This is a genomic window from Acinetobacter sp. A2 (assembly GCF_012371325.1).
Taxonomy (GTDB): Bacteria; Pseudomonadota; Gammaproteobacteria; order Pseudomonadales; family Moraxellaceae; genus Acinetobacter.
In genome coordinates this window covers 1-22,960 of the sequence record NZ_JAAZQX010000037.1, presented here as the reverse complement: position 1 = coordinate 22,960, position 22,960 = coordinate 1, and the positions used below count along the sequence as shown (strand labels likewise).

Here is a 22,960-nt window from a genome sequence, read left to right as displayed (position 1 = left end):
TGTGCTTCAAAGACCAAATCTAGAAAAGGCTGTTCATATAACTGCTGAATTTCTTCTCGGGTCCAATCATTACGTACTGACATAAGTAAAAGTCCATCATCCCTATTATTTATAGTCTGTATCATACACAAACTGTGGAAATCAGAAAGGCATAATCTCTCAATTTGGTCGCAAATATTTATCTTGCGCCAAGTAAAACAACAAACTCATTTTAGTTGCAAACTTAAGCATTTTTATGGCTATTTCGCAGCAAAATTAAATTCTGGCCATTTTTATTTTGTGATGAAATGGCAACTAAAATTCAGATAATGCACGAAACTGGCAAAGAACCTGCAGTCCAAACGCTACCGTTTTTGTTAGGTGAAAATTGTTTATTTTTTAGGCTGTTTTAACTCTTGTTCCTGAATGGCCCAGTCAATATGGATTTGCACAATCTCATCATGCTGTAATCGTGTTTGTTGCAAAGTTTGCAAAATTTGTGCAGAAAATGGGGCATTTCCAAGTCCAATGGCAATATTGCGCATAAAGCTCTGATAGCCAGTACGACGCAATGGACTGCCTTCCGTTTTGGCTAAAAAGGTGGCTTCATCCCATTGCCATAAATCTAGCAGGCTGATCTGATCTAGCGCATGCCGAGGCTGAAAATCATCAACCGTGGTGACTTGGGCAAAGCTGTTCCACGGGCAAATCAGTTGGCAATCATCACAACCAAATACCCGATTGCCAATGCCACGGCGTAAATCTTCAGGAATTACCCCTTGATATTCAATGGTCAAATACGCAATACATTTACGTGCATCTAACATATAAGGCTCAACAAGGGCCTGTGTTGGGCAAATGTCAATGCAGGCTGTGCAAGAACCGCAATGCGATGTTGCAGGTGTATCAAAAGGCAAATCTAGTGAAGTAAACAGTTCGCCCAATACAAAAAACGACCCAGATTTTTTATGAATAAGTAAGGTGTGTTTGCCTGTCCAACCCATGCCTGCACTTTCTGCAAGTGACTTTTCAAAAATGGGTGCAGAGTCGGCAAAGGGGCGTGATTCAAACTCACCAACTTTTTCACGGATACGTGTTGCAAGAGTTTTAAGGCGACCACGCATCACTTTGTGATAATCACGACCGCGCGCATAACGGGCGATAATTGCCGAATTAGGGGCATCTGGAATGTGGCGTGGTTGTGGTCTTTCCACCAAATAATTCATACGCACGCAAATAATGCTTTTGGTATTTGGCACTAATAATGCTGGGTTGGCTCGTTTTTCTAAATTTTCTTCCAAAAACTTCATATCACCATGATAGCCACGGTTTAAATATTCCTGAAAACGGGCTAATTCTGCTTGAGCATCTGGTTTGGCAATGACACAATCAGCAAAACCAAGCGCCAAAGCTTGAGCTTTAATCCACTCTTTCAGGGCAGTTGGATCATCTTGATATAGTGAAATATGTGCTGAAGTGGTGGATGTTGCCATAACAAAACAGAAGGGAAGAAAAATGCCGCAGCAAGTGTACCATAGCCCTGTTTATCATAGCCAAAGTATTCAAGCGTGGGAGAAACGCTGGTTTGCCCGTCAAAACAGTTCCTATGGTTTAATGCAGCAAGTGGCATGGACACTACATTTACAACTTCGCAAAATTTTTGCTGCCCAGACTTTTCCAATTCAAACAGTTGCTGTGTGCTGTGGGCAGGGTAATAACGCTGGTGATGGCTACTTAACTGCAAAATATTTACAACAAGCAGGTTTTCAGGTCGATATTTATGCAGCAACACGCGGTACATCGACAGATTTACATCAGGCTTTTTTAGAAGCTGAAGCGGCAGAAGTGAATATTATTCAGGGTTTTGCATTTCAAAAAAAATATGACTGCTATATAGATGCGTTATTTGGTATTGGTTTAGATCGTCCTTTAAATGATGAATGGCAGTCGATTATTCACACGATCAATCAACAACAAGCTTTAAAAATTGCGGTAGATATTCCAAGCGGTTTAAATGCCAATACAGGTCAGCCGATGCCATGCGCAATTCAAGCGGATTACACCTTTACGGCCTTGGGTTTAAAGGTAGGCTTATTTACAGGGCAAGCGCAGGAATATACAGGACAGGTAGATGTACTGGACTTGATTCCTTTAGATGCAGAACTCAAAGCTTTGGCACAGCTCACACCACAACAAATTAAATTACCCGCAAGACAAGCTTTTGGGCATAAAGGCATTTATGGGCATGTGCTGATTGTAGGTGGGCACGCGCAAATGGGCGGTGCTGTGATGATGGCAGCAGAGGCCGCATCAAATGCAGGTGCGGGCAAAGTGACTGTGGTGTGTCATGCTAAACATCATGTTGCGATTTTAAGCCGAGCGCCAAATTTAATGCTGCGTGATATTGATGCACTGTCTAAGGCAGAGATTCAGCAATTAATTTCACAGGTGGATGCCGTAAGTTTAGGCATGGGACTTGGTCGGGATGCTTGGGCGGAGCAACATTATACAAATTGGTTTACGGCTTTAAATCAGTCAGATGTTGAGGTGGTTTATGATGCCGATGCATTGTGGTTCTTAGCCCAACATGCACAGGCTTCAAATAGTCCAGCTCAGCTCAAACTCAATAGCTATGCAACACCACATTCGGGCGAGGCGGCAACTTTGCTTGGTACTACGGTTGCCCAAATTGAAGCCGACCGTATTGCTGCGATTCAGCAATTACAGCAACGCTATGCAGGAGAATGGGTGTTAAAAGGTTCGGGCAGTTTGACCTTGCAAACTGCGCCTACAGCAGCAGAAGCAACTGCACTGTGGATTTGTACCGCAGGCAACCCAGGCATGGGTACAGGGGGAATGGGGGATGTCTTGGCAGGAATGATCGCCAGTTTAAAAGCTCAGTTTCACAATCAAATTCAATTACATGAAATTGTCATGTTACATGCCTTAGCGGGAGATGTTCTTGCCCAACAAGGCATGCGTGGCTTACAGGCTCAACACATGAACCAAGCCATTTATCAGGTCGTGAATCAGTAAAATATTTAAGATGAAGCTATTTATTTAACGACGTCTAGAGCTTGAGCGACTACGACCACGTGCCATACCCCCTAAGGCATTCAGTACGGCTAATTTAGTCATGCTGCCCGAAGCATGCGCATGGCAAATAGCTGCAGCTAAAGCATCGGCAGCGTCTTGTTGCGGTTTAATAGACAAGTCGAGCAATTTCATGACCATCATTTGTACTTGTTCTTTATCGGCAGCGCCATAGCCAACAACCGACTGTTTAATTTGGCGCGCAGTATATTCCGCAACTTGTAAATCTAAATTCACCAAAGCGGCAATGGCAGCACCACGCGCTTGCCCTAATTTCAGGGCAGAGTCAGGGTTTTGAGCCATAAACACTTGCTCAACCGCAGCTTCTGTAGGGCCATGAAATTTTACAATTCGCTCAATGCCTGCAAAAATTCGTTTTAAGCGCTCAGGCATTTCACTGCTTTCGGTGCGAATGGTTCCTGCGTCTACAAAACGCAATTTAGCACCATCACGTTCAATAATGCCGTAGCCAGTAAGCCGAGAACCAGGGTCGATTCCAATAATAAGTGACATGCCAAGCCTTAAAAAATTACATCATGCTGAATTATAGGAGTTTAAAATTCTTTTGTGTGGAGTAATTTAAAAACATTCAGTCAATGTGCTGATGTTTAAACAATTGGAGTATATCTCTGTCATATTTTCGAAGTTAGACTTCATTTTATTTTAAGTATTGAGCTCTATACTCAAAATATGATGTTAAAAAGAGGCAAGCTATGGCCAGATGGATTGACCAGCTAAAACAGTAGGCTAAGCAAATTAAACGAGATGTCTATGCAGTTTGGTTTGCAGCACGTGATCCTGAAACACCATTCCTTGCTAAATTGGTGGCCTTATTGGTTGCCGCTTATGCCATTTCACCCATCGATTTAATTCCAGATTTTATTCCTGTTTTTGGTTATTTGGATGATCTGATTTTAGTGCCCTTGGGCATCATGTTGGTATTGCGTTTGGTATCCACAGAAGTGATGCAGCGCTGTCGTCTGCAAGCCGATGCAATGAGTCAAAAACCAAGCAGTTATATCGCAGCATTGGTTTTTATTATTGTGTGGTTAGGGTTGGCGTATCTGGCTTATATTTATCTATATCGCCCAACCATATAGGTTGTAATTGGGTGATGATGAAAATATTAATGACAGGCTAGACCTTTAAAAATACAATACTGCCCATATTGAAAGAAAAGTGAATCAAAAAAGCTTGATCCCGATGAAGCACTTGGTTTCTGCATTTTATTTATTTAATTGAGATTAGATTAATTTTCATGAAATTATTTCTTATTGTTCTAATTGGCTTAGTTCTTGAAGTCTTCGTCTGGATTGGTGTGGGTGACCTAGTAGGGAGCATGTGGTACGTGTTCTTTTGGTTTATTGCCGCATTTGTGATTGGCTTGAACTTGATTCGTAAATATTCTGCTGGTGTGATGCCACAAATGCAGCAAATGCAAATGGGGCAGATGAGTGCCGACCCTGCACTTAGCAATAATTTACCTAAAATCTTTGCGGGTTTTTTATTGATGATTCCAGGTTTGATCAGTGATGTTCTGGCATTGTTGGTGATGATTCCTGCCGTTCAAAATGCATTTAAAGCCGCAATGATGAAAGCCATGATGAAGCGTCAGCAAGCGATGATGAATCAAATGATGGGTGGCATGATGGGCGATATGAATGGCATGGGCGGTGCAGGTCAAAACCCATTTGCAGATTTAATGCGCCAAATGCAAGATATGCAAAATCAACAGGGTGGTCGTGACTCTAGTATCATTGATGGTGAAGCACGTGAAATTACCCCTGATGCTAAAAAAATTGAAATGAAAGATGTCAATCAACCTAAGTAATATTGATTGTGCTTTCTATAAAACCGAATCGAGCTGATTCGGTTTTTTTATGCGCATTTTGGATGATAATTAACGTGAAATATTTAAAGCAGCGTCTATAGCCTGATTAGGCAAGCTATAATCACGCTTTAAGTTCTTTCTGATGTATCTATGTCATTGTTATTGACCATTTGTGCACTGCATTTTGTTGCGCAGCTCAGTCCTGGTCCAGATGTGCTACTCATTGCTAAAAGTGCAGCAACCAATACACGCCGTAATACTTTACACATTATTGTAGGTATTTCGACGGGAATTGTCGTGTGGGTAGTGCTGACCTTGCTCGGTTTCACGGTCTTGGTACAACAATTTCCATGGATACAACAAGTACTGATGCTCATTGGTGGTTTATTTCTTGCCAAAATGGGTTGGGGTATGCTGTCAGGTGGTTGGCGGAGTTGGCAGCAAAGCAAACAGTTTGATGATACGAATGTTCAAATCCCTGCGGCAAAAAACTACTTTTTATTGGGTTTGTTCACCAATTTATCTAATCCTAAGACCTTAATTTACTTCAGCAGTGTCTTTGCTTTGGCGTTGAGTTCATCTGCAACGGGTTCTTTAAAAGCCCAATTAGCGGTCATTATTCCTATTCAGACCTTTGTGACATTTACTTTATTTATGTTGCTGCTTTCCACACCCAAAATGAAAAAGTTGTATCAGCGTTCGGGCAGTTATATTGATATGGCATCGGGCGCATTATTTTTATTATTTGCGCTGTGGTTATGGCTTGATGCACTGCGTATGTTTTCAATCTAAAATATAGATATGAACCTTAGTGAGTTGAGTTAATTGGGTCTGATGGTTTTTTGACGATTTGTTCAACTTCAGCTTCTGTTTTAACTAAATGATCGGGTGGATAGTTGCGATTGCTACTTAAAGTCGCTTCTGTGTTTTCTGAGCCCTGATATTTTCGGCTACGGTTGGCACGTTCACGTAAACCGCCTTTTTTAATCAATTGCACCATCTTGATTCTATTCCGTGTGATTAAAAAGATTGATAAAACCCACGTTTAGCAAGCTAAATTTGAGCTGTGATCTTGAGTTTTACGCAGTTCAATATTTTAACATGGCATATAAAATTCAGATGGGAAATCCAGAAATTTATTCAAAAATACTATTTGCGCATTTTTTCTAACTTTGGCATGCTGATTGAAATGCTTGGCAAGGTTGCTGAGCAAGTATCTTAGACAAGCTACAAAGTGTCACAGATGCTTAAGCAAAATTACACTTCATCAGGGTAGATGGTGTAACAATAAAAACAAGAATTACAGTGAAGTAGGAGAATACCTATGCTGTATCATCAGTATCGTTGCGCATGTTGCAATCGTGTTGTGGAATCATCAGAAAAAGAATGTACTTCTTGTGGATCTCACAATATTCGTAGTCCTTATGGTTTTTGGTTATTCTGTGTTTTGGCATGTTTAGCTGCAGCTATTGTGTTTAAAGTCGTGCATGTGTATTTGCAAGATCATCAAGAGGTGCCTGTACAGCAAACAGTACTTGATGTGATTCGTACACAGTAGGCTGAATATAATTCTAAACTTAACTTAATCTAAGATTTTCTGCTCAAACTTAGCCTATATCTAGTCATATTTAAGGTGCTAAATTTAAAAATCCTGAATGAAGCTATCATTCAGGATTTTAGGTGATTTTTCTGCTTGTATTTTTAATCTTAATCAAAGCATTATAAAGCTGTTAAGAGTTCAAAAAACTAGCTTGGTTAATGGCAGACAGGGCAGCATTGACTTCAAAAATCTTGCCACGAATGTTTTGTACGCCAAAACTTTCTAAACGGGCGGTGTGCATTTTTAAATATTGCTCTGCATTGGCAGTATTATCAAATAAGTAGATGCCACCAGCTTCTTGCGTCTGGCTGTTCTCTGTCCAGATTTTCCAAATCATGCCAGCTTCAAGGTTAATACTTTCAGCAAGTTCTTTGTATGCTTGGCTCATGCTTTCGCCAAATGGGCCTTGAGAAGGGAAGTCGACTTGAAGAATAACAGCCATGCGTAGCTCCTAAATTATTTTTAAGCGATATTAGGACTATAACATATTCGTATTTTATATATTGAGATTCACGTCATAAATATTGTTTGTTTTATGGTGCATTAAAAAAGCCCACCGAAGTGAGCTTTTGAAATCTGTTTGAATCAGAACTTTTATAAACCTGCAGAAGCTTTTAATGCTTCAACTTTGTCAGTTTTTTCCCATGTAAATGCAGTGTCTGAACCTTGGCGACCAAAGTGACCATAGGCTGCAGTTTGCTTATACATTGGTTGTAACAGATTGAGCATATTGGTAATGCCGTAAGGACGTAAGTCAAAGTGTTCACGTACCAAAGCAATAATCAATTCATCTGCTACTTTTGCAGTGTTAAAAGTGTTAATTGAAATTGAAGTTGGTTCAGCAACACCAATTGCATAAGACACTTGAATTTCACATTTGTCTGCCAAGCCTGCTGCAACAATATTTTTTGCAACATAACGACCTGCATAAGCAGCTGAACGGTCAACTTTAGATGGGTCTTTACCCGAGAAAGCACCACCACCGTGACGCGCCATACCACCGTAAGTATCTACAATAATTTTACGGCCAGTTAAACCACAGTCACCTACAGGGCCACCAATTACAAACATCCCCGTTGGGTTGATGTGAAATTTAGTGTCTGCATGGAACATTTCGGCAGGAATCACTTTTTTCACAATTTCTTCAATCACAGCTTCTTTGAGCTGAATTTGAGAAATTTCAGGATCATGCTGAGTAGATAAAACTACTGCGTCCAAACGTACAGGCACACCATTTTCATACGCAAAAGTTACCTGACTTTTTGCATCTGGGCGTAACCAAGGTAAAGCACCACTGCGACGTAATTCAGCTTGCTTTTCCATTAAGCGGTGTGCGTAAGAAATTGGGGCAGGCATTAATACATCAGTTTCACGGCTGGCATAACCAAACATCAAACCTTGGTCACCCGCACCCTGATCTTCAGGTTTTTGGCGGTCTACACCTTGCGCAATTTCAGGTGATTGTTTACCAATCATATTAATGACCGCACAGGTAGAACCATCAAAGCCAAGATCTGAATGATGATAACCAATACCGTTTACGGTTTGACGAACAATGGCTTCAAAATCAACATTTGCAGTTGTTGTGATTTCTCCTGCCAGTACAACCGCACCCGTTTTTACAAGCGTTTCACAAGCAACCCGCGCATAAGGGTCTTCTTTTAAGATTGCATCCAAAATGGCATCACTGATTTGGTCAGCCATTTTATCTGGATGGCCTTCGCTTACAGATTCCGAGGTAAATACAGCGTACTCGCGCATAAGTCCTATCACAGTTAAATTCAAAAGACGCAATATGTTACATCGAGTTAGACTTTAGGACTAGCGCATTACGACTAAAATGGCTGAATTTATTTCAATTCAATGACTTTTTATCGCATATCTTTTGCTAAAAAATAGATAAAGTATCGGTATGACTATATTTTGACTCAAAAATATTCATGTTGGCTAAAGCATGCCGTCATAATTTTAAACTAAGAAACATTTTATTTTTAAATATTGAATTGTATTTAAAAACAATATCTTATATTGATGTTTTAAAGACGTTGAATTGAGTTTATCTGCATGATTCTGCATTTTTAAAAGCTATTATAAAGTTTTGAAGGATGGCTGTGATTCAATTTATTGTGTGAAAAGTGAATAAAATTCAGGGTGGGGTTAAACTTGTCTGTTATTTCAGCATTTAGTCAGGTCAAAATTGGATAATGCATGGAGTTAAACGAGATGAATTTTATCTAAAGTGTGAGTCGGGCATCAAACTTGCTCTTCGTTCATGCGAAATTCTATAAACTGAAATATCTATGTTTTAAAATCTGTAAAGCTGCGGCTTAAAACTTGCTTTGTTGAATGGTTGGCCTCATTTCTCTTAAAACAAATGCTGAAACTGCCCTGAATCTGCACGAAAAGTACGCTGAATGGGAATTAATGCGGAAATATTGTTGCATAGGCTTTACCCCTCAGGCGTTTTTTTGAGAGAATAGCGGCTGTTTTGAATTCTATTCATCTTCTTCTGTTTAACGATTTTTTGTGGACTCTGACCTATGACGACCCCGCTTAACGAACGTCGTATTGCAAACGCAATTCGTGTATTGGCAATGGATGCTGTGCAAAAAGCAAATTCAGGACATCCAGGTGCTCCGATGGGGATGGCAGATATTGCCGATGTGGTGTGGCGTGAATTCTTGAATCACAACCCAACTAATCCACAATGGGCAAACCGCGACCGTTTTGTACTGTCTAATGGTCATGGTTCAATGTTGCAATATGCGTTGTTACATTTAACAGGTTATGATCTTTCGATTGAAGATTTAAAAGCGTTCCGTCAGTTACATTCAAAAACTCCAGGTCACCCAGAATTGGGCTATGCACCAGGGATTGAAACCACCACTGGTCCTTTGGGTCAGGGTATTGCCAATGCCGTAGGTTTTGCCTTGGCTGAAAAAACTTTGGCAGCACAATTTAATAAAGAAGATATTCAAGTTGTAGACCATTTCACTTACTGTTTCTTGGGTGATGGCTGTTTAATGGAAGGTGTTTCACACGAAGCATGTTCATTGGCAGGTACTTTAGGTTTAGGCAAACTGGTTGTTTATTATGATGACAACGGCATTTCTATTGATGGTGAAGTAGAAGGCTGGTTCTCTGATGATACAGAACAGCGCTTCTTGTCTTATGGCTGGCAAGTACTAAAAGTTGATGGTCACGATGCAGATGCAATTCGTGCGGCAACAGTTGAAGCAAAAGCAGAAACGCAAAAACCAACCATTATTATTTGTAAAACAGTGATTGGTTTAGGTTCGCCAAACAAACAAGGTAAAGAAGACTGTCACGGTGCGCCATTAGGTCATGACGAAATTGCATTGACTCGTGAAGCATTAGGCTGGACAGATGAAGCGTTTGTGATTCCTGAAGATGTATATGCCGCTTGGGATGCGAAAACCAAAGGTGCAGAATCAGAAGCAGCATGGAATACGACTTTTGAGGCTTATGCAGCAAAATATCCAGCTGAAGCTGCTGAACTTAAACGTCGTTTAAGCGGTGAATTGCCAGCAGAATTTGTTGCGCAAGCAGATGCATTTATTGCAGAAACCAATGCTAAAGCAGAAACGATTGCAACCCGTAAAGCCAGCCAAAATACTTTACAGGCATTTGGTCCATTATTGCCTGAATTGTTGGGTGGTTCTGCAGACTTGGCAGGTTCAAACCTAACTCTTTGGAAAGGGTGCCAAGGCGTTCAGGACAATGCAGCAGGCAACTATGTGCATTACGGTGTACGTGAGTTTGGTATGACTGCTATTGCAAATGGTGTGGCTCTTCACGGCGGCTTTATTCCATACGTGGCAACTTTCTTAATGTTTATGGAATACGCACGTAATGCAGTACGTATGTCTGCATTGATGAAGCAACGCGTAATTCATGTGTATACTCACGACTCAATTGGTTTGGGTGAAGATGGTCCAACACACCAACCTGTTGAACAAATTGCATCTTTACGTGGTACGCCAAACTTAAATACATGGCGTCCTGCTGACACTGTAGAAGCTGCCATTTCTTGGAAATCTGCATTGTTGCGTAGCGAAGGCCCAACTGCTTTAATTTTCTCACGTCAAAACTTACCATTCCAAACCCGTACTCAAGCACAAATTGAGAACGTGGCAAAAGGTGGTTATGTGTTGGCTGAAGAAAAAGGGGAACTTAAAGCAATTATTATTGCAACAGGTTCTGAAGTATCTTTGGCAATGGAAGCATACGCACAGCTTGAAGGTGTACGTGTTGTGTCTATGCCATGTGCTGAAGAATTTGTGAAACAAGATGCGGCATATCGTGAAGCAGTATTGCCATCACATATTCGTGCACGTGTTGCGGTTGAAGCAGCGCATGTAGACTACTGGTGGAAGTTTGTTGGTCTAGATGGCAAAGTCATTGGTATGACAACCTATGGCGAATCTGCACCAGCAAAAGAGTTGTATCAACACTTTGGTATTACCACTGAAGCGGTTGTAGCTGCGGTAAAAGAATTAACTGCTTAATTTTTTAATTAAGTGTTTTTAAAGGCGTTCCTGCAAAGGGACGTCTTTTATTTTTGCATATTTGTTTGGCCGCTTGTTTAGTGTTGCCTGCAGATGTTGCAAGTGTAAGTCAGGTTTGTGAATAGACCTCTGTGTAATTGAGTGAGATGAGAAATGAGTTTGTACGAGCAAATTAATGATGAAGTCACTTTAATGGATGCGGGTGAACAAAAGTGGATTGGACAAGATTTACCACTTGAAGCAATGGTTGCGGTGGAGTTGTTATTACAGGATTTAGCTGAGGATCAGCAAATCAAAATCCGCCGTAAAAACCATGAAAAGCAATCAGGCTTAAAGCAGGTTGATCGTATTTTGATTGAAAAGCTTTAATTGATTTGCCTTTTAATGGTAAAAATCGTGAATTGTTAGAGATCAGCTTTATTCTATGCGTAGGGTAAAGCTTTTTTATTGCTGTAAAAATAGTGTATAAAATAGCCTAAGCATAATATTCAATGTGAATCATCAATCATTTCAAGATATAACAATTAGGCAATATCCAAGCATGCAGACAACCCAAGTACGGCATCAACTAAGTCAAAAAATAGATATTGTGCCGTTAAGCGAAATTCAGTTTGAGCAATGGCAAGCACTTTGGCAAGGCTATCAGTTATTTTATCGGGTGCAACTCAGTAATGAAGTGACACGACTGACTTGGTCAAAACTGACCGATCCTCAACGACCATATATTTATGGCTTTGCTGCCGTATCTCAAACTAAAGTTGTCGCAATTGTGCATGTGATTGAACATGACAGTTGCTGGACACTCAAGCCTTATGCCTATTTACAAGATTTATTTACCTTGCCTGATTATAGAGGGATAGGGATTGCAAGGTTGCTCATAGCGCAGGTTTATCACACAGCGCAACAGCGTGAATGTGATCGGGTGTATTGGCTGACCCATGAAGATAATTTACAGGCTCGGCAATTGTATGATCGTGTCGCAAAAAGAACAGGTTTTATTCAATATCGAAGTCCTACAGTCGCTATGTAAAACGAGCAAGCATATTTTTACAAATTTATCGTTTCAGTCATGCAACATAACGTTTTATCTTTACACGTGTATTTGCATCAAAAATCTATAAACTAAACATCATTGAAAACGAATTCACTCTTTTGGAGATCAACAACATGAACATGAAATCAATTGCATTAGGTTTGGCTATCGCTTCTGCAGCAACAATGACTATCGCAAAACCAGTAGCTTATCAAATTGACCCAACCCATACTGCAACTGTATTTACTTGGGATCACTTCGGTTTTTCTACACCATCAGGTAACTTCTCAAACATTCAAGGTACAATCAATATTGATGAGAAAAAACCTGCAAACTCATCTGTTAACGTAACTATTCCATTAAGCAGCATTAACACTAACGTTAAAGCTTTAGATGAGCATTTAATGGCAGCAGACTGGTTTGATGCAGCAAAATACCCAACAATTACTTTCAAAAGTACTAAAGTTGAAACTCAAGACAAGAAAAACTTTAAAATCACTGGTGATTTAACTGTAAAAGGTGTGACTAAACCGGTAGTACTTGATGCCGTATTGAACAAGCAAGGTCCACACCCAATGACTCAGGCGGCGACTGTTGGCTTTAATGCAACAACTTCATTCAACCGTTCTGCATTTGGTATTGCAAGCTATGTACCAAACGTAGGTGATAAAATTACTGTAAACATCACCACTGAAGCATCTGTAGCTGCAAAAAAATAAGCAGATATGATGTGATAAAAGCACCATTGATATGGTGCTTTTTTTTGTGTCTGTATTTTAGATGTATTTATATGTGTGGCAGATTTTGAGTCTAATATTGAAATGGATGAAATAAAAATGCGAACCGAAGTTCGCATTTTTAGATAGGAGCTTTAGCTTTTTAAACTTAACAAGACTTAGAAGAAGCCCGCAGGTTTAGTTGAATAGCTCACCAACAAGTTTTTGGTTTGTTGATAATGCTCTAACATCATCTTGTGGTTTTCACGGCCAATACCTGACTTTTTATAACCACCGAAGGCAGCGTGTGCAGGGTAAATGTGATAGCAATTGGTCCAGACACGACCTGCCTGAATTGCACGGCCTGCACGGTAAGAGGTATGCGCAGAACGTGACCAAACCCCAGCACCTAAACCGTAAATGGTATCGTTGGCAATTTTAATAGCTTCATCGAAGTCTTTAAATGTAGTGACAGAAAGCACAGGGCCGAAAATTTCTTCTTGGAAAATTTTCATATCATTGGTGCCTTTGAAAATGGTCGGTTCAATATAGAAACCGCTACCCACTTCCTGACGTTCACCACCACCTGTTAAAACTTGTGCACCTTCTGCACGGCCTGTGGCGATACAACCTAAGATTTTATCTTGTTGTTCTTGTGAAGCCTGCGCACCAATCATAGTTTCAGTATCAAGCGGGTGACCTGTTTTAATGCGTTTAACGCGTTCAATGGCTTTTTCAAGGAAACGGTCAGCAATACTTTCCTGTACGAGTGCACGTGATGGACAAGTACAAATTTCACCCTGATTCAGCGCAAACATAGCAAAACCTTCAAGGGCTTTATCTAAGTAGTCGTCATCTTGCGCCATAATATCTTCAAAGAAAATATTTGGAGATTTACCACCAAGTTCCAAGGTCACTGGAATAATATTTTCAGTGGCATATTGCATGATCAACTGGCCAACTTGTGTTGAACCTGTGAATGCTATTTTGGCAATACGTGGATTGGTTGCCAATGGACGACCAACTTCTACGCCATACCCATTGACTACGTTTAATACGCCTGCAGGCAATAAATCTTGAATGAGTTCAACCAAAACTAAAATACTGGCAGGCGTTTGTTCTGCAGGTTTAAGTACAATACAGTTACCCGCAGCCAATGCAGGTGCAAGTTTCCATGTCGCCATTAAAATAGGGAAGTTCCATGGAATAATTTGTCCAACCACGCCCAAAGGCTCGTGGAAGTGGTAGGCAATGGTATCTTCATCAATTTCAGAAATTCCACCTTCCTGCGCACGGATACAGCCTGCGAAGTAGCGGAAATGGTCAATCGCTAAGGGAATATCGGCTGCTAATGTTTCACGTACAGGTTTACCGTTATCCCATGTTTCGGCAACCGCCAGTAATTCTAGATTTTGTTCTAAACGATCTGCAATTTTTAACAGAATATTAGAACGAGTAGTTGGAGATGAACTGTTCCATTGAGCTTTGGCTTTGTGTGCAGCATCTAAAGCCAGTTCAATATCTTCTGCAGATGAGCGTGGGACTTTGGTAAATACTTTGCCATCTACAGGAGAGATATTTTCAAAGTATTCACCTTTGACTGGTGCTACCCACTCGCCACCAATAAAGTTTTCGTATTGTGCTTTAAATTGAACTTTTGAACCGGGTTGATTGGGATCTACGTAACGCATAATTCACTTCCTTTGATGGTTTTTTATAATCTGCCGTCTCTTTACCGTTTAGAATAATCCTATGTCTAAAATCAGTTTAAATTTACGGCTAAGGTATAAGGTACTTTGGTACGCTATTTGTTTAGCATACCAATATAAGGTTGGAAAAAGGTTGGAAAGTTGCAGGTTTACAAGCAACAAACAAATCCTTACAAAAACAAGCAGTACATTGGATGTAATGCCCACAGGATTGTGAGAATCAGTCATGATGAAAAAACAAGACCTATTGGAAAAAAGACAGCATATTGAACAGTTTAGACAAAGCAGTAGTTTGTCGCCGCTACATGCGCAGCAAATTCAGCAGAGTATTTTAAATTCTTGGCAACGCTCTCAAATTGCGGAAATTCCTGTTGATCGGCTGGCAGCCCCGTTAAATTCTCGTTTATCGCATCCGCAAGGCGGTTCGGCTTTACAACGTGCTGTGCAAAACTGTGCAGAGGATTTAAGACATATCGCGCAGCAGTCCGACATGGTGGCAGCCGTGGGCGATGTGGGCACTACGATTATTTGGACTGCTGCGAGCGCGCAAATGCGTAATGTGGCGGAACAGGTGCATTTTGTAGAAGGTGGGCAGTGGCGTGAAGAGTTGGTGGGTACGAATGCTTTGGCTTTGTCACTCAAAACTCAGCAAGCCAGCTGTGTGTTTTCCAGTGAACACTATATGTCATCCTTACATGACTGGGTTTGTTATGCAGCGCCTATTTTAGACCCTCATTCCAAACAAGTGTTGGGCGTAATTGATTTATCGACTACTTGGAAAAACCATAACAGTTTGGGTTTGTTGGCAGCAGAACGCTGTGCTTCTTTGATTCAAAATGCACTACTTGAACAGCAAAAACAGCAGCTTTATATTCGCGCGTTTCGCGTGCCACAGGTGTTATTTAATGGCAAAGTGGTGGTGATGACACCGCGTCAAATTGAAATATTGGTGATTTTGGCACTTTGCCCACAAGGCATGAGTTTAGATACTTTACACCAAGCCCTATATGGTGAGCGTAAAGTTAGTATGGGGACGCTAAAAGCTGAAATGTCACAATTACGTGATATTCTAGGCGGGATGCTTGGTTCGCGTCCTTACCGAGTTTTAGCGCATATAGAAGCCGATTTTTTACAAGCCGAGCAGGCTTTAGATGCAGGTTATGTGCAGTCAGCCTTGCAAACGTGTGCAGGGGTATTTTTGGCGAAAACTGAAAGTCCATTTTTATGTGCATGGCGAGATTGCTTAGAATCTCGCCTGAGTGAAGCCATTTTTAATGCACAAGATACCGATGCATTGCTAAAACATTTGGCACGCAGCCCTGAAGCGATTGACGCGGTGGAGCGTTTAATTGAATTGATGCCAAAGCATCATCCTGCACATCAAATTTTATTAAAATACCAAGCCTAAAGGACGACTCAAGTCATTTAGGCTTTCATTTCACTGTCCTTTAGTTTTTATAGCCCTTTGCGGTTTAACCAGTCAAACAAGGACTGATATACTTCCGCACGGACTTCGGGCGCAGAAAGCACCAAATCATGCATGCCATTTTCAATTTGGCAAAGCTGAATATCACCATGCATGTGATGCCCATATTTTTGCATATCTGCAACATCTAAAATTACGTCAGTGCGTTGCGCAATCTCATTCCATTGGCGTGGATAACTACTTTGACTCGCATGCATAATTAAGGTTGGTACACCCAAATGCACACTGGCATGTATTTCTTTTTGCGCTTCATGAATTGCACGTACAAAACTTAATCGCACTTTAGGATAGCGTGGCTTTTTCCATTCTAAATTAAATAACCATTCACCATGATATTGCTTGTGTAGACTGGGTACATAAAATGGATTTAGCCGGCTTGGAAACTTCAAATCTGGAAATAACTTCCCGAGTTGGCTTAAGCGTGGTACGCCAGCTTTTTTCTCAATTTCGGTCATATTGAAATCATAAAAAGGGCTGTTACACCATAGGCCGCGAATCAGAGGATGATTTGGATGATGTGCCACATAGAGTGTGGTGATTAATCCACCTGTAGAGTGACCACATAAAATAACGGAATCATGCTGTTCGGCCGCTATTTGCTCAAGTGCAGCCGAAATTTCTGCATCATATTCAGATAGGTTACGCACGTTATACCAGTGCTGGTGTGACAAATGTGAGCGGCCATATTTCCGTAAATCGAGCGCATAAAAGTCATAACCATGTTGATTAAACTGTTCTGCCATTTCAGTTTGAAAAAAATAATCAATAAAACCATGAATATAGAGCACAGCTTTACGGGTTTCTTGTTCGGCCTTTTTGCGTACTAAGGTAGCAATCACTTTACCTTCATAATCGGCGGGGAAGTCCAACGTCATTTGTTGATAATCAGGACCTAAAATATCAGGATGGTAGCTAGGGGCAGCTTTTTGTTTTTTACGAAGTGGCATAAGGCGCTCATCATCAATTTTATTTTGTCTATATCCTTGATGAGCTGTGTGCATTTGTCAAACTGAATTATGAAAAGCATCAACATTTAGATATTTTGTAGATTGTGTATAAATGTCTATTTGCGCAGCATAGATCAAAAAAAGCAGAACACACGTGACATGGTTCTGCAAAGGGAAGTTAAAAATTAAAACAAGAAACAAAATGAGAAAAAGACAATTGATTAGAGGATGGGAGAGGCCGAGCAAATGTAGATTCACTCAGCCGTGTAGCGATATTTACATAGCAGCTTTGAAAATTTCGACCACTTGCGCATGGTTGGCTTTACGTGGGTTAGTCAGCATGCAGGCATCTTTTTGTGCATTTTCAGCCATAATCGCCAAATCATCTTCTTTAACGCCCAGCTCTGCCAAACCTGTTGGAATACCAATAGAACTCGATAATTCACGGATTGCATCAATTGCGGCATAAGCAGCCTCTGCGGTGGTTAAACCATCTGTATTTACACCCATCAACTCTGCAATCTCTGCATAGCGTTCAGGGCAGGCAATCAGGTTAAATTCACAAACATGCGGCAGTAAAATTGCATTACAGACACCGTGTGGCAAGTTATAAAAACCACCCAATTGATGCGCCATCGCATGTACATAGCCCAATGATGCATTATTGAATGCCATACCGGCCAAGTACTGCGCATAGCTCATGGCATCACGTGCTTCAATATTTTCACCATTTGCCACTGCAGGACTCAGCCATTGACTAATCATACGAATAGCTTTTTCCGCACAGGCATCGGTAATCGGGTTGGCCGCAGTTGAAACGTAGGCTTCTACCGCATGCGTCAAGGCATCCATACCTGTGGCAGCGGTTAAGCCCGCAGGTTTGGCAATCATAAGTTTAGGGTCATCAATGGCGATGAGTGGGGTACAGCGCCAATCGACAATGGCCATTTTTACGTGGGTGTCGGTGTTGGTAATAATACAGAAACGGGTCATTTCTGAAGCTGTTCCCGCTGTGGTGTTAATGGCAATCAGCGGGGTCATTGGCACGGTACTTTTATCTATGCCTTCATAATCACGAATATGTCCACCTCCTGCAGTGACCAAGCCAATACCTTTAGCACAGTCATGCGAAGAGCCACCGCCTAAAGACACAATGAAGTCGCAGTTGTTGGCATTGTAGGCATCGACACCGTTATGGACATTAATATCGGTTGGGTTTGGCTCTGCACCAGCAAAGATATGGCTGGCAACACCTGCTTCGGTTAAGTAGCCAGCGATAGTATCGGCCACGCCAAATTTAAACAGTCCTTCGTCTGTCACAATCAGGGCTTTTTTAGCGCCCAAATTTTGTGCCTTAACGCCAATTTCTTTGGCACAACCAGGGCCAAATAGTGACACGCAAGGAATATAAAAACCGTTGGTTTGATCTGCAATATTTTTAAAAGCCATGCTCAGATTCCTTCTTGCATTGGGTATTGGAATAATATGTTGTTATCGCGGTATTGAACCGTGATTTGAGTATTCAATGCTTTGTATGCAAATCCTACCTACCAAAAACCAACCCTATTTTGTGAGGAAATAGTGCAAATTAATCTATTGTAATTTATGGGGTTTTAAAGGAGTTATATTTCATCTGAAGCTTTATAAAAGCTATAGGCAAGGCCAGAAATCTTGTTTATAGTGGTTTGTATATGTGGTTTTATGTGTAGATACTGTGCATAAAACCAGTCTAGTGGAAGTTGACGAATAGGCAGGTTGAAGGAAAATTCAAGCATCAAGCGCTTTATGAAAATGGAAAATAAAACAAAAAACAGGGATTAATCACGAGTTTGGTCTAGTCGCTGCAATTAAATAAAAATAAGATGCAACTTAGATAGACCGTACTTAAGCATGAGGAGTGTGTATGCAGCCAAGTCGCCAGCATAGCCAATTGCATGCCGTTGCACAGCAATTGGTACGTATTTCCAGTGTGGCCGCAGAAATATATCAAGATCAAATGGAGCTAGTTGGGCATCTCACTGCGCAAAATATGTTCCGTATTGATCCTTTGCAGCATCGGGTTGAATTGCTAAACGGTCTATTTAGCCTCGAATTTTATCCGCCTAAATCTAACACCAGTTTAATTCAGGCGCAGTTTGAGTTTGCGGGGCAGCATCAAGAAGCGTTTGAAGATTTTTTTCTGCATGATTTACAGTTTCATACGGGCGATTTAAAGCCACAACACTCCTTATTTTTGCGTAATCAGGCGCAGCAATTACGACATCTGATTATGCAGCAAGCCTATATATGGGGGGATGGTGCTGCACGTGTTCAACAATTGCTACTGCATTTAGATGGTGTACAGGCTCAGATTTTAGATCAAGCCTTGATACAGTCTGATTATGCCCAACATGCTGTTTTTACTGCTGCTGTGCAACACGGTGCGGTCATTCCTGCGGAAACTTTGACTGCTTTATCAACATTATGTGCTTTAGAATTTATTGAGGGTGATACCTTTTTGCCTGTGCAAGCCTTAATGCACAGTTATGATGATTTTAGTTTTAGTGCAGCACAGTTTTTGCCTAAAGCCATGTATCGTATTTTGGCGGTGTCCTTTCCTGAGCGTTTTAATTTGCAGGATTTAATTGACCATCAGGATGATATTCAGTTGTTGTATCGGCATGCCGAAGAACATGGTCATTTACTGGGTTTTGCCCGCTTAATGCATCGAGAAGTGTGGCAGCGTTCCGATGCATTGGCAAAACCGCATTTCTTAAAATCCTGTCCTTTAATTTGGCAAAAGAAGGTTGCCAAACTGCCGTTATTTGATTATCCACGAGCGGTGAACTGGCTGTTTAAACAGTCTGCACAAGTGTTGGATTGGCTCAGTTTAAATATGCAGCATACCAGTGTGCGGGTCGCAGTGACTGCGCTCAGTTTTGTCGATTGTAGTCAGGCACATCCACGTATTATTTTAGCGACATTGCAATATTTTCAATATTCTGCGGCGCGTATGTTTATTCAAAGCTGTAATGTGTATGCGACACAGCAGGCATGGTTTGCGCATGCACATAATGTCAGTCTAATGCCACATGGTGAAAAGCAATCTGTAGATGATCCACGTGTTGCGATTAGTCCTTCCATTTTGTATTTGGATGAATGGATGAGTTTGCTAAAAACAGTGGCGCAGCAAGATGAGCATTTGGTGAAGCATGTTTTTAGACGTTTGAGTCGTGTTATGCAAAGTTATATGACTTATTTGCAGCAAATCACACAGGATTTACCGCCTGCCTTGTTGGACTATATTCAGCCCGAGAGTCAGCAGCAGCGTGATTTTTATACGGTGTTGCAGCGTTATCAACTTCAACCTGATGATTTTCGGCAGCGTTTTTATTTACGGGCGCAGCATACGCGAGTTTCAGTGTTTGACAGTTATGTACGTGACTATTTACTGGAATATTTTGCAGCGCATACACATATTCCTAAGAGTCTGAGTTGGTTGGGGTTATTTCATCAGGCGGTGCGTTGGCATCAACAGGTCTACAAAGCAGAACTGATGGCCAAATTAAAAAAGGAAATTCAGTGCAGTGCATGGCAGGCCAAAAGCCCTATGCCAACGCTAAAATTTTCAGGCTGGTGCTTTGAGGAAATGATTCATTTAGACCGTATTATTGAAGAATCACAAAACTTTAAACACTGTTTGGCACTTAGCTACGCTAAGCTAATGAGTGAAGGGCAATATGTGGCTTTTCACATGGCGTCACCACATTATGCGCAGCAATTGACTCTGGGCTGTCATTTTCGGCAGGGGCAACTTGAATTTGATCAGTTGGAATATCCGAATAATCAAAAAGCGGAACAGTTACTGGTGACCATTGCAGAGCAGTTTATTGCATGGCTGAATCCACAATTGCAAGCTAAAGCATAAGACAACAGTTGTCGTATTCGCAGACTTGAGCCTTAACTTTTGGGCAAAAACTCGTTAGGCTATAGCCGTTCAGCAATGGTATAGGTCTTATGAAACAGGAAACTGCACTTAAACTTTTAAAAGCAGGCGAAAATGTCTTTTTAACAGGCTCTGCTGGTGCGGGTAAAACCTATACCCTGAATCAATACATCAATTATTTAAAAGCACGAAAAGTACCTGTAGCCATCACTGCATCTACAGGTATTGCTGCAACGCACATGAATGGCATGACCATTCACACATGGGCAGGCATTGGTATTAAAGATTTTTTGTCCGATGCAGACCTAAAAAATATGAAAGAGCGCAAATATCTCAAAGAACATTTAGAAAATGCGCAAGTGTTGATTATTGATGAAATTTCGATGTTGCATGCCAAGCAACTGAATTTAGTCAATCAGGTTTTAAAATATTTTAAAGATAGCGATGAAGCCTTTGGCGGCATTCAGGTGATTGTTGCGGGAGATTTTTTCCAGTTACCGCCTGTAGGGAAAAATGATGAGCGCAACCGAGATAAATTCTGTTTTATGTCGGACGCGTGGGTAGAAGCCAAGTTCCGTGTGTGTTATTTGACCGAACAACACCGTCAGGGCGATGACTATTTAAATGATATTTTAAATGCAATTCGGGCGCAGAATATTGAACAAGCACATATTCAGGCTTTGGAACAAACTCGTCAGCAAGATATTGGAGATACGTTCACCCGTCTATATACCCATAATATGGATGTAGACAACATCAACTTTAAACATCTGAATGAAATTGAAACTGAGAGCAAGCAGTTTGATGCCGTTTGTGATGGCAATGAAAAACTGATTGAAACCCTGAAATCATCAGTACGTGCACCTGAAATTTTAAATCTGAAAAAACATGCCAAAGTGATGTTTGTTAAAAACAACTTTGATATGGGCTACATTAACGGCAGTTTGGGCGAAGTGATTGGCTTTGAAGAAGATGATGATCATGGCATTTTGCCTAAAGTGAAACTGACCGATGGCACCGTCTTGTTGGTTGAGCCTGAAACATGGTCGGTAGATAATGATGCTGGTAAAACCATTGCCAGTTTTCAGCAAATTCCGCTGCGTTTAGCGTGGGCCATTACCATCCACAAGTCACAAGGTATGACCTTAGAAGCTGCAGAAATTAATTTAAGCCATACTTTTGAAAAAGGGCAGGGTTATGTGGCCTTGTCACGTTTAAAATCTTTAAGTGGTTTGCGCTTATTGGGTTTTAACAGCCAAGCATTGGAATTGGACAGTTTAGCCATTAAGGCTGACCGGCGTTTTCAGGAATTGTCTGAAGAAGCCGAAATACACTACGAACTGATGGATTTAACTCCGCAACATAATGCATTTATTCGTCATTGTGGTGGCACATTGAACGAAACCGAGATTTTGCGTAATGAAAAGAAAATTGCCAAAGGTGGTAAAACCAATTATGCAACCGCCACGTTGGATGAAACCCGCGCTTTATTTGAAGAAGGTTATGATATTCAAGATATTGCGGTAGAGCGTGGCTTAACACCTGCAACCATCATTAACCATTTAGCACGGTTGCAAAAAGAACAAAATCTGGATATTTCCGTGGCACATCCGGGTGAAGAAGTAGTGGAAGAAGTGCGTAAAATTTATAAGCGTTTAATGAAGCGCCAAAATGCAGATCATTTTAGCGATGACGGGGCAATTAAGTTGCGTCCTATAGTTGAAGCCACCAGTCCGAGAATGGGCTATGACCAAGTGCGCTTGGCACTGTTGTTTATTCAGTAGTTGAGGATGCCTGTAAAGACCACAGGCTTTTGCGGAGTAATTAACTATAACTAAAAATATAGACAAATATTTGCATAAGTGCTCATTTTGTCTATGTCGATTCAGTAGTGGCAAGGTGGGTATTTATTAGAGATTTAAATGATTATCTTTTGTATTTTAGGTGAGTGTCTTGGTATATTAGCATCCATATCTATTGATTATCCAATCCCTTAACCTAGGCATGACTTTGTGAAATTAACACGCATTCATCACGGCTTTGTTGCACAAAGATTTGAAATGCAAAGCGCCCCTAATTGAGCCAAATTTAAGGCGTAACTTGGGTAAGTGG

20 protein-coding genes are annotated in these 22,960 nt (G+C 40.9%); 12 read left to right on the top strand and 8 right to left on the bottom strand.

Translation table 11 applies throughout. The features are described 5' to 3' along the window. Positions 1 to 371 precede the first annotated feature (371 nt). The gene (queG, locus tag HHA43_RS11595) at positions 372 to 1,472 is read right to left on the bottom strand and encodes a tRNA epoxyqueuosine(34) reductase QueG (protein WP_168542648.1); all 1,101 of its coding nucleotides are present in this window, start codon (positions 1,470 to 1,472) and stop codon (positions 372 to 374) included. A gap of 22 nt (positions 1,473 to 1,494) precedes the next feature. Here queG and HHA43_RS11590 point away from each other — a divergent pair, with 22 nt between their 5' ends. After that, positions 1,495 to 3,015 carry an NAD(P)H-hydrate dehydratase gene (locus tag HHA43_RS11590; RefSeq protein ID WP_168542646.1) on the top strand — a complete coding sequence of 507 codons (1,521 nt, stop codon included), beginning with the start codon at positions 1,495 to 1,497 and terminating at the stop codon, positions 3,013 to 3,015. Positions 3,016 to 3,039: 24 nt separating this feature from the next. Here the strand turns inward: HHA43_RS11590 and ruvC are convergent, their stop codons facing one another. Continuing rightward, positions 3,040 to 3,585, bottom strand: a complete 546-nt coding sequence (gene ruvC / locus HHA43_RS11585) for a crossover junction endodeoxyribonuclease RuvC (RefSeq protein ID WP_168461588.1) — start codon at positions 3,583 to 3,585, stop codon at positions 3,040 to 3,042. A gap of 311 nt (positions 3,586 to 3,896) precedes the next feature. On the opposite strand from ruvC, the gene HHA43_RS11580 reads away from it, so the two are divergent. From HHA43_RS11580 to HHA43_RS11570, 3 genes are all read left to right on the top strand, one after another. Next, positions 3,897 to 4,172, top strand: coding sequence for a YkvA family protein (locus HHA43_RS11580; protein WP_323126722.1), 276 nt, complete (start codon positions 3,897 to 3,899; stop codon positions 4,170 to 4,172). A gap of 158 nt (positions 4,173 to 4,330) precedes the next feature. Next, positions 4,331 to 4,903: an FxsA family protein gene (locus HHA43_RS11575; protein WP_167845952.1), complete on the top strand. Its 573-nt coding sequence runs from the start codon at positions 4,331 to 4,333 to the stop codon at positions 4,901 to 4,903. A gap of 150 nt (positions 4,904 to 5,053) precedes the next feature. Then, positions 5,054 to 5,695 carry a LysE family transporter gene (locus HHA43_RS11570; protein WP_168419306.1) on the top strand — a complete coding sequence of 214 codons (642 nt, stop codon included), beginning with the start codon at positions 5,054 to 5,056 and terminating at the stop codon, positions 5,693 to 5,695. Positions 5,696 to 5,711: 16 nt separating this feature from the next. Here HHA43_RS11570 and HHA43_RS11565 read toward each other — a convergent pair whose 3' ends face one another. After that, positions 5,712 to 5,903, bottom strand: coding sequence for a hypothetical protein (locus HHA43_RS11565; protein ID WP_104851869.1), 192 nt, complete (start codon positions 5,901 to 5,903; stop codon positions 5,712 to 5,714). A 327-nt stretch (positions 5,904 to 6,230) separates the two neighbouring features. Between HHA43_RS11565 and HHA43_RS11560 the strand changes: the two genes are divergently transcribed. Then, the gene (locus HHA43_RS11560; RefSeq protein WP_413784395.1) at positions 6,231 to 6,461 is read left to right on the top strand and encodes a hypothetical protein; all 231 of its coding nucleotides are present in this window, start codon (positions 6,231 to 6,233) and stop codon (positions 6,459 to 6,461) included. Between the two features lie 172 nt (positions 6,462 to 6,633). Here the strand turns inward: HHA43_RS11560 and HHA43_RS11555 are convergent, their stop codons facing one another. Together HHA43_RS11555 and metK are read right to left on the bottom strand one after the other, a co-directional pair. Next, positions 6,634 to 6,945: a monooxygenase gene (locus tag HHA43_RS11555; RefSeq protein WP_168526433.1), complete on the bottom strand. Its 312-nt coding sequence runs from the start codon at positions 6,943 to 6,945 to the stop codon at positions 6,634 to 6,636. A 152-nt stretch (positions 6,946 to 7,097) separates the two neighbouring features. Then, on the bottom strand, positions 7,098 to 8,264 hold the full coding sequence (gene metK / locus HHA43_RS11550) for a methionine adenosyltransferase (protein ID WP_104851871.1): 1,167 nt from the start codon (positions 8,262 to 8,264) through the stop codon (positions 7,098 to 7,100). A gap of 779 nt (positions 8,265 to 9,043) precedes the next feature. On the opposite strand from metK, the gene tkt reads away from it, so the two are divergent. The 4 genes from tkt to HHA43_RS11530 all read left to right on the top strand — a co-directional run bounded on the left by tkt (position 9,044) and on the right by HHA43_RS11530 (position 12,784). Further along, positions 9,044 to 11,032 (top strand): transketolase, encoded by a 1,989-nt coding sequence (tkt, locus tag HHA43_RS11545; RefSeq protein ID WP_168542644.1) that lies wholly within the window; start codon positions 9,044 to 9,046, stop codon positions 11,030 to 11,032. A 153-nt stretch (positions 11,033 to 11,185) separates the two neighbouring features. Continuing rightward, on the top strand, positions 11,186 to 11,401 hold the full coding sequence (locus HHA43_RS11540) for a hypothetical protein (RefSeq protein ID WP_004976879.1): 216 nt from the start codon (positions 11,186 to 11,188) through the stop codon (positions 11,399 to 11,401). A 172-nt stretch (positions 11,402 to 11,573) separates the two neighbouring features. Beyond that, entirely contained in the window at positions 11,574 to 12,062 is a 489-nt protein-coding gene (locus tag HHA43_RS11535; protein ID WP_168542642.1) for a GNAT family N-acetyltransferase, read from the top strand. A gap of 137 nt (positions 12,063 to 12,199) precedes the next feature. Continuing rightward, positions 12,200 to 12,784, top strand: coding sequence for a YceI family protein (locus HHA43_RS11530; RefSeq protein ID WP_168419311.1), 585 nt, complete (start codon positions 12,200 to 12,202; stop codon positions 12,782 to 12,784). Positions 12,785 to 12,960: 176 nt separating this feature from the next. Here HHA43_RS11530 and HHA43_RS11525 read toward each other — a convergent pair whose 3' ends face one another. Continuing rightward, complete coding sequence (locus HHA43_RS11525) at positions 12,961 to 14,472, bottom strand: aldehyde dehydrogenase family protein (RefSeq protein ID WP_005177426.1); 1,512 nt, start codon at positions 14,470 to 14,472, stop codon at positions 12,961 to 12,963. Between the two features lie 244 nt (positions 14,473 to 14,716). Between HHA43_RS11525 and HHA43_RS11520 the strand changes: the two genes are divergently transcribed. Next, complete coding sequence (locus HHA43_RS11520) at positions 14,717 to 15,898, top strand: transcriptional regulator (protein ID WP_168526427.1); 1,182 nt, start codon at positions 14,717 to 14,719, stop codon at positions 15,896 to 15,898. 47 nt (positions 15,899 to 15,945) lie between these two features. On the opposite strand, the gene HHA43_RS11515 is transcribed toward HHA43_RS11520, so the two are convergent. Together HHA43_RS11515 and mdh are read right to left on the bottom strand one after the other, a co-directional pair. Beyond that, positions 15,946 to 16,923, bottom strand: coding sequence for an alpha/beta hydrolase (locus HHA43_RS11515; protein WP_171525592.1), 978 nt, complete (start codon positions 16,921 to 16,923; stop codon positions 15,946 to 15,948). Positions 16,924 to 17,199: 276 nt separating this feature from the next. After that, positions 17,200 to 18,372: an iron-dependent methanol dehydrogenase gene (mdh, locus tag HHA43_RS11510; RefSeq protein WP_168542640.1), complete on the bottom strand. Its 1,173-nt coding sequence runs from the start codon at positions 18,370 to 18,372 to the stop codon at positions 17,200 to 17,202. Between the two features lie 454 nt (positions 18,373 to 18,826). On the opposite strand from mdh, the gene HHA43_RS11505 reads away from it, so the two are divergent. After that, positions 18,827 to 20,830, top strand: coding sequence for a hypothetical protein (locus HHA43_RS11505; RefSeq protein ID WP_168542638.1), 2,004 nt, complete (start codon positions 18,827 to 18,829; stop codon positions 20,828 to 20,830). 89 nt (positions 20,831 to 20,919) lie between these two features. Continuing rightward, positions 20,920 to 22,632 (top strand): AAA family ATPase, encoded by a 1,713-nt coding sequence (locus tag HHA43_RS11500; protein ID WP_168419317.1) that lies wholly within the window; start codon positions 20,920 to 20,922, stop codon positions 22,630 to 22,632. The last annotated feature ends 328 nt before the right edge of the window (positions 22,633 to 22,960 follow it).

Coding starts and splice junctions, on each gene's coding strand:
- queG (WP_168542648.1), bottom strand. CDS start 1,472: ATGGCAACATCCACCACTTCAGCACATATTTCACTATATCAAGATGAT.
- HHA43_RS11590 (WP_168542646.1), top strand. CDS start 1,495: ATGCCGCAGCAAGTGTACCATAGCCCTGTTTATCATAGCCAAAGTATT.
- ruvC (WP_168461588.1), bottom strand. CDS start 3,585: ATGTCACTTATTATTGGAATCGACCCTGGTTCTCGGCTTACTGGCTAC.
- HHA43_RS11575 (WP_167845952.1), top strand. CDS start 4,331: ATGAAATTATTTCTTATTGTTCTAATTGGCTTAGTTCTTGAAGTCTTC.
- HHA43_RS11570 (WP_168419306.1), top strand. CDS start 5,054: ATGTCATTGTTATTGACCATTTGTGCACTGCATTTTGTTGCGCAGCTC.
- HHA43_RS11565 (WP_104851869.1), bottom strand. CDS start 5,903: ATGGTGCAATTGATTAAAAAAGGCGGTTTACGTGAACGTGCCAACCGT.
- HHA43_RS11555 (WP_168526433.1), bottom strand. CDS start 6,945: ATGGCTGTTATTCTTCAAGTCGACTTCCCTTCTCAAGGCCCATTTGGC.
- metK (WP_104851871.1), bottom strand. CDS start 8,264: ATGCGCGAGTACGCTGTATTTACCTCGGAATCTGTAAGCGAAGGCCAT.
- tkt (WP_168542644.1), top strand. CDS start 9,044: ATGACGACCCCGCTTAACGAACGTCGTATTGCAAACGCAATTCGTGTA.
- HHA43_RS11540 (WP_004976879.1), top strand. CDS start 11,186: ATGAGTTTGTACGAGCAAATTAATGATGAAGTCACTTTAATGGATGCG.
- HHA43_RS11535 (WP_168542642.1), top strand. CDS start 11,574: ATGCAGACAACCCAAGTACGGCATCAACTAAGTCAAAAAATAGATATT.
- HHA43_RS11530 (WP_168419311.1), top strand. CDS start 12,200: ATGAACATGAAATCAATTGCATTAGGTTTGGCTATCGCTTCTGCAGCA.
- HHA43_RS11525 (WP_005177426.1), bottom strand. CDS start 14,472: ATGCGTTACGTAGATCCCAATCAACCCGGTTCAAAAGTTCAATTTAAA.
- HHA43_RS11520 (WP_168526427.1), top strand. CDS start 14,717: ATGATGAAAAAACAAGACCTATTGGAAAAAAGACAGCATATTGAACAG.
- HHA43_RS11515 (WP_171525592.1), bottom strand. CDS start 16,923: ATGCCACTTCGTAAAAAACAAAAAGCTGCCCCTAGCTACCATCCTGAT.
- mdh (WP_168542640.1), bottom strand. CDS start 18,372: ATGGCTTTTAAAAATATTGCAGATCAAACCAACGGTTTTTATATTCCT.
- HHA43_RS11505 (WP_168542638.1), top strand. CDS start 18,827: ATGCAGCCAAGTCGCCAGCATAGCCAATTGCATGCCGTTGCACAGCAA.
- HHA43_RS11500 (WP_168419317.1), top strand. CDS start 20,920: ATGAAACAGGAAACTGCACTTAAACTTTTAAAAGCAGGCGAAAATGTC.